This is a genomic window from Streptosporangium sp. NPDC000095 (assembly GCF_042899335.1).
Classification (GTDB): Bacteria; Actinomycetota; Actinomycetes; order Streptosporangiales; family Streptosporangiaceae; genus Streptosporangium.
Genome location: NZ_JBIAZS010000012.1, coordinates 73,916 through 85,833 on the forward strand (window position 1 = coordinate 73,916; position 11,918 = coordinate 85,833).

General features: G+C 67.4%; 8 protein-coding genes. 7 read left to right on the forward strand and 1 reads right to left on the reverse strand.

Annotated elements, in window-relative coordinates:
• Positions 1 to 124 precede the first annotated feature (124 nt).
• A complete protein-coding gene (leuS, locus tag ACFY3V_RS25355; RefSeq protein ID WP_389777132.1) occupies positions 125 to 2,593 on the forward strand; it encodes a leucine--tRNA ligase in 2,469 nt (822 codons plus the stop codon).
• A 473-nt stretch (positions 2,594 to 3,066) separates the two neighbouring features.
• On the opposite strand, the gene lexA is transcribed toward leuS, so the two are convergent.
• Positions 3,067 to 3,777, reverse strand: coding sequence for a transcriptional repressor LexA (gene lexA, locus ACFY3V_RS25360; protein ID WP_350945914.1), 711 nt, complete (start codon positions 3,775 to 3,777; stop codon positions 3,067 to 3,069).
• Between the two features lie 890 nt (positions 3,778 to 4,667).
• Between lexA and ACFY3V_RS25365 the strand changes: the two genes are divergently transcribed.
• The 6 genes from ACFY3V_RS25365 (at position 4,668) to ACFY3V_RS25390 (ending at position 11,893) form a co-directional block, all read left to right on the forward strand.
• On the forward strand, positions 4,668 to 4,940 hold the full coding sequence (locus ACFY3V_RS25365) for a LysM peptidoglycan-binding domain-containing protein (RefSeq protein WP_350945915.1): 273 nt from the start codon (positions 4,668 to 4,670) through the stop codon (positions 4,938 to 4,940).
• A gap of 485 nt (positions 4,941 to 5,425) precedes the next feature.
• Complete coding sequence (nrdR, locus tag ACFY3V_RS25370; protein WP_350945916.1) at positions 5,426 to 5,887, forward strand: transcriptional regulator NrdR; 462 nt, start codon at positions 5,426 to 5,428, stop codon at positions 5,885 to 5,887.
• An 84-nt stretch (positions 5,888 to 5,971) separates the two neighbouring features.
• The gene (locus ACFY3V_RS25375) at positions 5,972 to 8,794 is read left to right on the forward strand and encodes a vitamin B12-dependent ribonucleotide reductase (RefSeq protein ID WP_389776760.1); all 2,823 of its coding nucleotides are present in this window, start codon (positions 5,972 to 5,974) and stop codon (positions 8,792 to 8,794) included.
• Between the two features lie 172 nt (positions 8,795 to 8,966).
• Positions 8,967 to 9,629 carry a hypothetical protein gene (locus tag ACFY3V_RS25380; RefSeq protein WP_389776763.1) on the forward strand — a complete coding sequence of 221 codons (663 nt, stop codon included), beginning with the start codon at positions 8,967 to 8,969 and terminating at the stop codon, positions 9,627 to 9,629.
• Positions 9,630 to 10,028: 399 nt separating this feature from the next.
• The gene (locus ACFY3V_RS25385; RefSeq protein ID WP_362902426.1) at positions 10,029 to 11,027 is read left to right on the forward strand and encodes a PQQ-binding-like beta-propeller repeat protein; all 999 of its coding nucleotides are present in this window, start codon (positions 10,029 to 10,031) and stop codon (positions 11,025 to 11,027) included.
• Positions 11,028 to 11,284: 257 nt separating this feature from the next.
• The gene (locus ACFY3V_RS25390; protein ID WP_362902425.1) at positions 11,285 to 11,893 is read left to right on the forward strand and encodes a cadmium resistance transporter; all 609 of its coding nucleotides are present in this window, start codon (positions 11,285 to 11,287) and stop codon (positions 11,891 to 11,893) included.
• Positions 11,894 to 11,918 lie beyond the last annotated feature (25 nt).

Genomic DNA, 11,918 nt, shown 5'->3' on the forward strand with positions numbered 1-11,918 from the left:
CCTGAGCGCCCTGCCGATGCGGCTGCCCTCCGCGTGAGCGGGGGGTTTTTGCATTGGGCCGGACGGGTCGGACCATCCACGCAGGCATACCCCGAGGAAGATCGACGTGAGCGAGCGAGCCGACATGCAGAGCGACGAGCAGCACTATGACCCGCAGGCCCTGCAGGTCAAGTGGCAGCGCAGGTGGGAGGAACTGGATCCCTTCCGGGCCTCCGACGACCCCGCCGACCCGCGCGAGCGGCGCTACATGCTCGACATGTTCTCCTATCCCTCGGGCGACCTGCACATGGGGCACGCCGAGGTGTTCGCCCTGGGCGACGTCATCTCCCGCTACTGGGTCCAGCGCGGCTACAACGTGCTGCACCCCGTCGGCTGGGACTCCTTCGGCCTGCCCGCCGAGAACGCCGCGATCAAGCACAACGCGCACCCGGCGGAGTGGACCTACGCCAACATCGAGACCCAGGCCAACTCCTACCGGCGCTACGCGATCTCCTTCGACTGGTCCCGCCGTCTGCACACCAGCGACACCTCGTACTACAAATGGACCCAGTGGCTCTTCAACCGCTTCTTCGAGCGTGGCCTGGCCTACCGCAAGGGTGGCCTGGTCAACTGGTGCCCGAACGACCAGACCGTGCTCGCCAACGAGCAGGTCAAGGACGGCAGGTGCGAGCGCTGTGGCGCCGAGATCGTCCGTCGCGAGCTGACCCAGTGGTATTTCAAGATCACTGATTACGCCGACCGGCTGCTGGACGACATGTCCCTGCTGGAAGGCGGCTGGTCCGAGCGCGTGCTGACGATGCAGCGCAACTGGATCGGCCGCTCCGAGGGTGCCGACGTCGACTTCGTGATCGAGGGCCGGGACGAGCCGGTGACCGTCTACACCACCCGTCCCGACACCCTGTACGGCGCCACCTTCTTCGTGGTCGCCCCGGACGCGCCGCTGGCCGAGGAGATCGTCACCGACGACCGGCGTGAGGCGTTCGAGGCATACCGGGTCGAGGTGTCCAAGCTGTCCGACATCGACCGGCTGTCCACCGAGAAGGAGAAGACCGGCGTCTTCCTGGGCCGGTACGCGATCAACCCGGTCAACGGTGAGCGCATGCCGGTCTGGGCGGCCGACTACGTGCTGTCCGACTACGGCCACGGCGCCATCATGGCCGTGCCCGCCCACGACCAGCGCGACCTGGACTTCGCCCGTACCTTCGACCTGCCGGTACGGGTGGTCGTGCACACCGGTCTGGCCGATCCCGGCGAGACCGGTGTCGCCACCACCGGTGACGGCGCAATGGTCAACTCCGGCCCGCTGGACGGCCTGGCCAAGGCCGAGGCGATCCGGAAGATCATCGAGGTGCTGAGCGAGCGGGGCACCGGTCACTTCACGGTCAACTTCCGGCTGCGCGACTGGCTGCTGTCCCGCCAGCGCTTCTGGGGCTGCCCGATCCCGATCATTCACTGCGCCGACTGCGGCGAGGTCCCCGTCCCCGACGACCAGCTGCCCGTCACCCTGCCCGACATGCGTGGCGAGGCCCTGGCGCCCAAGGGCATCTCCCCGCTCGCCTCGGCCGAAGACTGGGTCAACGTCTCCTGCCCCAAGTGCGGCGGCCCGGCGAAGCGCGACACCGACACGATGGACACCTTCGTCGACTCCTCGTGGTACTTCCTGCGCTACGTCGACCCGGCCTACGACGAGGGGCCGTTCGACGTCGAGCGCGTGCGCAGGTGGGGTCCGATCGACCAGTACATCGGCGGTGTCGAGCACGCCGTGCTGCACCTGCTGTACGCCAGGTTCTTCACCAAGGTCCTGCACGACATGGGAATGGTCGACTTCGTCGAGCCCTTCACCCGCCTGCTGAACCAGGGGCAGGTCATCAACCAGGGCAAGGCGATGTCCAAGTCGCTGGGCAACGGCGTCGACCTGGGCCAGCAGATCGACGCCTACGGTGTCGACGCGGTCAGGCTGACCGTCGTCTTCGCCGGACCGCCCGAGGACGACATCGACTGGTCCGACGTCTCTCCGGCGGCCTCGCAGAAGTTCCTCGCCCGCGCGTTCCGCGTGATGGCGGAGGCCGGCGCGGCCTCCGCGCCCGGCGTCGACGTCACCGCGGGAGACCTGAACCTGCGCAAGGTCGTCCACCACACCATCGACGAGGTCACCAAGCTGGTCGAGTCGCACCGCTTCAACGTCGCGGTGGCCCGCATGATGGAGCTGACGAGCGCGGCACGCAAGGCCATCGACTCCGGCCCCGGCGCCGCCGACCCGGCGGTCAGGGAGGCCGCCGAGACCCTCGCGGTCATGCTGTCTCTGGTCGCGCCGTACGCGGCGGAGGAGGGCTGGGAGCGGCTGGGACACGCCGCCTCGGTCGCCACCGCGGGCTGGCCGGTGGCCGACCCGGCGCTGCTGGTCCAGGAGTCGGTCACCTGCGTCGTCCAGGTCGCGGGCAAGGTGCGCGACCGGCTGGAGGTCTCCCCGGAGATCTCCGAGGCGGACCTGGAGTTGCTGGCCCTGCGGTCGGAGAAGGTTCAGCCCTTCCTGTCCGGCACGCCGCGCAAGGTGATCGTCCGCGCGCCCAAGCTGGTCAACATCGTGCCGTAGTCGTCCCGCGTGCCCTCGCCGCGGACGACGGACTGCTGAGTGACCGGCCGCGGACGTCTCGCGGGGTCGCTACGGACTCGGGGTGCCCTTGCGAGGGCATCCCGGGTGTCGCGCGTCAACTCGGCCGGCGTGTCCCCGTGACCACTTCGGGGGAGAACCCGTGCCGCTTCAAGCGGCGGGCCTCCATCTCGGCCTCGCCGGGTGGGTTTCCGTGCCCGCCGGCGAGAGATCTTCCCGGGGATATCCCATCACCTGAGAACGCCGGATGGGGCCCGACATCTGATGTCGGACCCCATCCGGCGTGTCGTTCTATGGCGTGTCGCACAGAAAGCCGGAGGCGCGTGATGCCGAGCTCGCGTAACCACGGTGTGGCTCGGTCCGGACCCGCGTGCCGGGTGACGCTCTCAGGCGGCGACGCCTCCACGGGCCGGAGCCCGTGGAGAGCGGTGAGGAGCCTGCGTGGGACGCTCGCGTCAGAGCTTGCGGAGGACCGCGACGACCTTGCCGAGCACGGTGGCCTCGTCGCCGGGGATCGGGTCGTAGTTGGGGTTGTGCGGGACCAGCCAGACGTGGCCGTCTCTGCGCTTGAAGGTCTTGACCGTGGCCTCGCCGTCGATCATCGCGGCGACCACGTCGCCGTTGTCGGCGACCGGCTGCTGGCGCACGACCACCCAGTCACCGTTGGCGATGGCGGCCTCGATCATCGAGTCGCCGGTCACCTGGAGGAGGAAGAGCGTACCCTCACCGACAAGCTGCCTGGGCAGGGCGAAGACGTCTTCGATGCTCTCCTCGGCGAGGATGGGGCCACCGGCGGCGATCTGACCGACGAGGGGCACATAGGCGGCGGTCGGACGGCTGACCGGAGTCTCGTCCTCACCGGAGTCGGGATCAACCCACAGCACGGGCTCGCCGGGAAGGCGGACCTCCAAGGCGCGGGGGCGGTGCGGATCACGCCGCAGGTAGCCCTTGCGCTGCAAAGCCGTCAACTGGTGCGACACGCTGGAGGTGCTGGTGAGCTGCACCGCTTCGCCGATCTCCCGCATGGACGGCGGATAGCCGCGCTGCTGCACGGAATCGCGGATCACCTCAAGGATCTTCCGCTGCCTGGGGGTGAGGCCAAGGGAGTCACGCCTTCGCACCGCCAGGTCGCTGGCGGCCGAACCGTTCTCGTTGTGCTGGCTCATACGAACTCCTCGCCTCCCGGTCTGTATTTAACACGTCGCACACAGCGACCATACCTCGGCCGAAGATCATACTCAAACAATTGTTCGAATGTCCTCGAAATCGGCGACGCCGTGGTGTACAACATCGTACGGGAGTTCGATCGACATCGTGTTCGATTCACCGATCTTTCTTCGACATGTGTTCGGCCAGGTCGAGGGGATGGGGGGCCACCGTGAAACCGACCGCGACGACACCACGATCCAGGATCGCGCCGAGGTCCCGGGCGGCGCAGCGATCACCGGGAGCGCCGCGCCTGCGGCTCGTGCCGCCCCCGAGACCGGAGCCGGAACCCGGTCCCGCGCCGGAGTCCGGGCGGAGATCCGAGGCGAAGCAGGGGTGGGAGGCCGTGTGGGACTCGGTGCCGGTGTCAGGACCGGTGCCGAGGGCACGCCTCGGCCGCGAGCCGGGGCGAAGGTCCGGCGGGGAGCCCGAGCGGGTCTTCGAGCGTGAGCCCGGGCGAGGATCCGGCCGTGAGGCCGCGCGAAGGTCCGGCCGCGAGATGAGACGGGAATCCGCTCGGGAGTCCGGGCGAAAGCGTGGGCGAGAGCCGGGGCGGGCCTCGCGTGAGTCCGAGCGAAAGCCCGGCGGGGCGTCCGGGCGTGAGCCTGGGCGGAGTCCTGGCCGCGAGGCGAGGCGGTCGCTCGGGCGTGGGCGGGGGTGGAGCCCCGGCCTTGGGCGGGGACGGTGGTCCGGGCGTGATCCGGAACGGGGAGCCGGACGCGGGGCCGGGCCGAGGAGGGCGCCGCGATCGGCGACGGCATCCTCGGTGGGCACCCGCCGGCCGGGTGTCGGCCGGAAGGGAGCGGTTCGGCGGCCCCTTCGACTCACCCGGCGTGGAAGGATCGTCGTGGTGGCGGTGCTCGCACTGTTCAGCCTGGCGGTGCTCTGGATCGGCGGACGCATCGACATGGTCGCGGCGGACGAGCGGGCGGGCCTTGAGGGGCTGCCGCGGATCACGGTGCACGCGGACGACACGCTGTGGGAGATCGCGGACGCGTTGACGAAGGAGGCGGACACCGGCTCGGCGGTCCGTCGCATCATGGACCTCAACGGGCTGTCCGGCTCGGAGGTCCGGCCGGGGACCCGGCTCTATCTCCCGGAGGGCCTCGTCTCCGTGAGGTGAGGCCGGTCCGGGCTCCGGCGATCGGGCCGGGGCTCGTGGGACCGCTGCGGCGCCCGGCCGGGCTCCGGCGGGGCGGCCGGCGAGAGGGGCGGGCCTCGTTCCGGCGGGGTGGGGCGGGTCGGCGGCGCGGGTGGGGCGAGGGGTGTGAGAGGGGATGCGAGGGACTCGTCCGACGGGTCGTCTGGGGCGACTGTGAGACGAGAGGCGTCCGGGGCGAGAGGGGTCTCGCATGGGTGGCGACACGCCGGGATGTGCGGGCTGATCAGCGACTTCGTGCCGCAAGGTCGTTTCAACTTGCGTTCATGGTCGAGCACTTCTACGGTTGGACCACAACATCTAGTGGCTGCATCGCAACACTTCACCACAGCTTGTGTTTCCATTACCGCATCTCGACTCTTCGAGATGTGTGCGCGGGCGTCTGGCCGTGCGTGTCGTGGGTAGGTGAGGTGGGTCGGCCGCTTCGGTAGGTCAAGGAGGCGACACGCGTGCATTGTCCGTTCTGTCGCCATCTAGACACGCGAGTCATCGACAGCCGGGCCACCGAGGACGGCGGGGCGATCCGCCGCAGGCGCACGTGCTCGGAATGCGGGCGCAGGTTCACCACGCAGGAGACCGTTCTGCTCATGGTGAGCAAGCGCAGCGGTGTGACGGAGCCGTTTTTCAGGGACAAGGTGATCGCCGGGGTCCGGCGGGCGTGCCAGGGGCGGTCCGTCAGTGAGGATTCCCTGGCGCAGCTGGGCCAGCGAGTCGAGGAGAGCATCCGGGCCACCGGATGCGCCGAGATCGCGGCCCACGAGGTCGGGCTGGCCATCCTGGGCCCGCTCCGCGAACTGGACGAGGTGGCGTACCTACGGTTCGCCTCCGTCTATCGCGGTTTCGAGACGCTGGCCGACTTCGAGGCGGAGATCGAGCGACTCCGGGCGGAGCGCTCCACCAAGCAGGACTGATACAGACCCCGGGCGCCGGGGGTGATGCGGCGCGTTGGTGTGGTCCGATTCGAGGGTTCCACGGAGCCCCAGGAGGGGGAAGTCATGACGGAGACCGCCGGTGCGGTGACACGTGGAGGCAAGAGGCCACGTAAGGGTCTGAAGATGAAGCGCATCTTCACCACGCCAGGCGTGCATCCCTATGACGAGCTGGTCTGGGAGCGCCGTGACGTCGTCATGACCAACTGGCGCGACGGCTCGATCAACTTCGAGCAGCGCGGTGTCGAGTTCCCCCGGTCGTGGTCGGTCAACGCCGCCAACATCGTGACCACCAAGTACTTCCGCGGCGCGGTCGGCACCCCGCAGCGGGAGTGGAGCCTCAAGCAGCTGATCGACCGGGTGGTGGGCGTCTACACGCGTACGGCGGTCGAGCACGGTTACTTCGCCACCGACGAGGACGCCGAGATCTTCGACCACGAGCTCAAGCACGCTCTGGCCAACCAGGTCTTCAGCTTCAACTCGCCCGTCTGGTTCAACGTCGGCACCGCCTCGCCGCAGCAGGTCAGCGCGTGCTTCATCCTGGCCGTCGACGACCAGATGGAGTCGATCCTCGACTGGTACAAGGAAGAGGGTGTGATCTTCAAGGGGGGGTCCGGCTCCGGCGTCAACCTCTCCAGGATCCGTTCCTCCAAGGAACTGCTCTCCAGCGGGGGCACCGCCAGCGGCCCGGTCTCCTTCATGCGCGGCGCGGACGCCTCCGCGGGCACCATCAAGTCCGGGGGCGCCACCCGCCGCGCCGCCAAGATGGTCGTCCTCGACGTCGACCACCCCGACATCGAGGAGTTCGTCGAGACCAAGGCGCGCGAGGAGGACAAGATCCGCGCCCTCCGTGACGCCGGGTTCGACATGGACCTGGGCGGCAAGGACATCGTCTCCGTCCAGTACCAGAACGCCAACAACTCGGTGCGCGTCTCCGACGAGTTCATGCGCGCGGTGGAGAACGGTGAGGAGTTCGGCCTGCGCGCCCGCCTCACCGGCGAGGTCATCGAGAAGATCGACGCCAGAGAGCTGTTCCGCAAGATGGGCAAGGCCGCCTGGGAGTGCGCCGACCCCGGGGTCCAGTACGACGACACGATCAACGACTGGCACACCAGCCCGGAGACGGGTCGCATCACCGCCAGCAACCCCTGCTCGGAATACCTGCACCTGGACAACTCCTCGTGCAACCTGGCGAGCATCAACCTGCTGAAGTTCCTGAAGGACGACGACACCTTCGACATCGCGAACTTCGTGAAGATCACCGAGCTGATCATCACCGCGATGGACGTCTCCATCACCTTCGCCGACTTCCCGACCGAGAAGATCGACCAGACCACCCGCGCCTACCGCCAGCTGGGCATCGGCTACGCCAACCTCGGCGCGCTGCTCATGGCCACCGGCCACGCCTACGACTCCGACGGCGGCCGGGCGGTCGCCGGGGCCATCACCTCGCTGATGACCGGCGTCTCCTACCGCCGCAGCGCCGAACTCGCCGCGGTCGTGGGCCCCTACGACGGCTACGCCCGCAACGCCGACGCGCACAAGCGGGTCATGCGCAAGCACAACGACGCGAACGAGGCCCTGCGCACGTTCGACGAGATCGACGGTGCCATCCACCGTGAGGCCTCCAGCCAGTGGAGCGAGTGCCTCAGGCTCGGTGAGAAGAACGGTTACCGCAACGCCCAGGCATCGCTCCTCGCCCCGACCGGGACCATCGGCCTGATGATGGACTGCGACACCACCGGCATCGAGCCCGACCTCGCCCTGGTCAAGTTCAAGAAGCTCGTCGGCGGCGGCTCCATGCAGATCGTCAACCAGACGATTCCCCGCGCGCTGCGGCGGCTCGGCTACCAGGAGGAGCAGGTCGAGGCGATCGTCGAGTTCATCGCCGAGCACGGTCATGTCGTCGACGCCCCCGGCCTGCGGCGCGAGCACTACGAGGTGTTCGACTGCGCGATGGGCGAGCGCGCGATCGCGCCCATGGGCCACGTGCGCATGATGGCCGCGGCCCAGCCGTTCCTGTCCGGAGCCATCTCCAAGACGGTCAACCTTCCCGAGTCCGCGACGATCGAGGACATCGAGCAGGTCTACATGGAGGGCTGGAAGCTCGGTCTGAAGGCCCTGGCGGTCTATCGCGACAACTGCAAGGTCGGCCAGCCCCTCTCGGCCTCGGGCAAGAAGACCGAGGAGAAGGAGGAGCCCGCCGAGCCGGCGATCCAGGTCGTGGAGATCAGCCGCCCGACCCGCCGCCGGATGCCCAACCAGCGCCCCAGCACCACCACCCGCTTCACCGTGGGAGGCGCCAAGGGCTACATGACCGCCTCGTCCTATCCCGACGACGGCCTCGGTGAGGTCTTCCTGAAGATGTCCAAGCAGGGGTCGACCCTCGCGGGCGTCATGGACGCGTTCTCGGTGGCCATCTCCATCGGCCTGCAGTACGGGGTGCCGCTGGAGACGTACGTCGGCAAGTTCGTCAACATGCGCTTCGACCCGGCCGGTATGACCGACGACCCGGACGTCCGTATCGCCGCCTCGGTGATGGACTACATCTTCCGCCGTCTGGCCCTGGACCACCTGCCCTACGACGACCGCGCCGCCCTCGGGATCTTCTCCGCCTCCGAGCGCGCCGCGCAGCAGCGCGGTGAGGACCCGGCCCCGATCCACAGCGACGAGGTCATCGCCGAGCTCGCCACCTCGGCTCCCATCGAGGAGCCGCAGTCCCGCCCCGAGGCGGCACCCGCGGAGACCCCGCGCCGCACCGGCTCCCTGGAATCCCACCAGGGCCGCACCGCCGACGCGCCTCTCTGCATGACCTGCGGCACCAAGATGCGTCCCGCCGGCAGCTGCTACGTCTGCGAGGGCTGCGGCTCCACCAGCGGTTGCAGCTGATTCGGAGCTGATTCAGAGCAGAAAAGCAGCGCTGGGTAAGAAAGCCGAACCCGCATAACGCTCGCCAGAAAAAGGGGGCCGGAATTGACTCCGGTCCCCTTCCGGTGTTTTCGGAAGGCCTTGGTGAAGAAAACAGGGGAAGGTGATGGCCGATGCGGACGGTTGGTGAGAAGTGCGGACGGTCGAGCAGGTGCGAGAATATCTGTTGACTCATATCAATTTTGCTCTTCGTCGGCCAGGTGTGTTCGGTGGAGAGATCGCCCTAAGAATTTACTTTGACGCGATGGCCTACACGGACGACCGTGAACAAGGCTGGAGTGAGGAACAAGATTTCCTTCGTGCTCGGAGGGCTTTTCTCTCCACGGGAGTTCGGGGAGCCTTCGAGTCTCTCTGGGGTGCCGGAACCGATGACATGGCCGCGTCCGTCTATGCCGAGTTCGCCCATCGTCACGGATGGCTCCGGCCGGACCGTATCCTGTCGCGGGACGGGTACGACAAGCTGATCGGTGCCAAGAAGGCTTGGTGTGAGCGCGATCGAACCCTCGAACAGACCCTCGGTATGTTCGGGCCGCCGTCTGTCTACTGCGGTGGCACGAGCCCATACTTTCCCAAGACCTTGGTATATGCGACGGGGCACCCTCAGGATTCTTTGCTCTGCTTCCATTTCTGGAACGAGTTCCTTCATTTGCGTACGGATCAGACCGCATTGTACGGCGAGCCCATGCTTCTGGCCGTCCGGGGAGAGGGTTCCGACTTCGCCGACAGTTTCACTTTCACGCCTGTCGGTACGAACCGGTGCCAGGGAGCCCGGAGGAGCGATCAGCTTTCCGAATAGGTGTCCTACGGTAGTCGTCGAGGAGGGCGACACGACATGAGACGGCTGTCCATGGCGTGTGCGGCCCGTCGATGTCCACGCTGTCCGGTCCAGCTATTTCGACAACCAGGATCGGTTCCCGCGAGGCAGCGCGAAGCTCGACTGCGCGCTGCTGATGCGCGAGGTGCCGGCAACATGGATCCCGGTGCAGCCAATGCGGGTTACGACGCCGGACCGCAGGCACGCCGGAAACACCGAACCTTCCGAATAAGCGCACTCCCTCAGTACCCTCGGCGCTGCCGAGGAATGAAATACCTGGTCAAACGGGACCTGTTGGGTTCCACTCCTGGCTTCGGCCGATATGACCTCCCATTGTTAATGTGATTGATGCAGCTGGTGCTTGCCTGGTGAAATCGGCAGATGATCGGAAAGACGCTGTGGGAGCGGCAGCTTCATCAGAGGGGGTCCGCTTCGGCGTTGGCGGTGACGGAAGACCGCGTCGTTCTCCATGAGCGCCACACTCGGCTTGTCTGCCTGGACCGCCACGACTGCTCGGTCCGCTGGGACGTCCCGATAGGAACCTGGCCGCGTGCCGTCGTGGTCGCCGGTGATCGTTGCCTGGTTCTGCCACAGGACACCGATCAACTGTTCTGTCTCGATCTCACTACGGGATCTGTGGTGTGGCGCGCCGGGTTGCCGCAATACTCGGGGCATGTCGTGGCTACCGCGGAGACGGTCGTCGTCGGCGGCTGGCGTGGTTACACGCCCATGTCTGCTTTCGACCTGAAGGACGGACGGCCTCTGTGGCGGACACGGCGGCGCATGGCCACGGTGCTTCCTCTGCCCTGGGATGGCGGCGTGCTGTTGGGAGACGGCTCGGAAGCGTGGCTGATCGATCCACGAGATGGCAGGGAACTGGACCGCTGGCGGTTGCCGGAGCCGCTGGTCGAAACCGACGGTCATCCGGCGTTCACCATGATCGGCCCTGACCGTTGCCTGGTGCCGTGCGGCCCACGATCCGTTGTAAGCATTCGATTGTCATCGGGTCTCGTCGAGCGCTTCTTCCGTCACGATGCCGACCTCTCGTCCTCGGCCGCCCAGTTCACCGGTGGTGTGGTGTGGTTGCGAGAACGAGGGGCCGGTTATCTCGCCATCGACCCCGAAGACGGATCGGTGTTGTGGAACGTGGACGTCAGGCAGCCACTCGTCGGTGAGGTGGTCCGAGACGGCGAGGGGTTCGTAGTGGCCGGCGCGGGCGGCCTGCTCTTCCGCCTGCGGTCTGATGGGCACGTCCTGGAGCGGTCCTCATCGGTTACCAGGGTGGCTGCACTGCGAGACCTTGGAGCAGGGGAGATGCTCATGGTGACCAAGGGAACCTTGAGGATGATCACCATCGACCCGTACCGGCGAGGTGAATGACGCAGGAATACCGCAGCCCACGAATAAGTGCTCTGCCCCAATATTCAGGGCTGATTCAGAGCAGAAAAGCAGCGCTGGGTACGAAAGCCGAACCCGCGTAACGCCCACCGGAAAAGGGGGGCCGGAGTCGACTCCGGCCCCCCTTCTCTGTTCCCGGACGCTCTGGGACTGTGCAGTGAGAACACCGTGATCGCCCGTCGTTTTCCCGGCCGGTAGGGTCGCCGGGGACATCTTCGGGTTGAAGGGAACGTCTCATCGTGGATGCGGGCATCATCGGGCAGGCGGTGGGATTGTTCGCTGTAACCAACATCGACGACATTTTGATCTTGGCGTTGTTCTTCGCCCAGGGCGCCGGACGCCGCGGAGCCGCCGCGCGGGTGGTGGCCGGTCAGTATCTCGGCTTCCTGGGCATCTTGGCCGTGGCGGTGGCCGCGGCTTTCGGTGCCACCTTCCTCCCCGAGCCGGTCCTGCCCTACCTGGGCCTGCTCCCGCTGGTCTTGGGCGTCAAGGCGGGTCGGCAGGCGTGGAAGGCCCACCGCGATGGGCGCGACGGAGCCGGGGAGACGGCGGAGGAGCATGCCGGTGGGCCGAAGGTCCTGGAGGTGGCCGCGGTCACCTTCGCGAACGGCGGCGACAACATCGGGGTGTACGTCCCCGTCTTCGCCACCGCGGGCGTCGGCTCGATGGCCGTCTACGTCACCGTCTTTCTGACCTTGGTGGCCGTGTGGTGCCTTGCCGGGCGGTTCTTCGCCACTCGACCGATCGTCGCCAGGGCACTGAGCCGGTGGGGACACATTCTGCTGCCGGTCGTGCTGGTCGGGATCGGCCTGCTCATCCTGATCGAGGGCGGTGCCTTCGGCCTGTAGGGCTTCGTCACGAAGCGGCGTACTC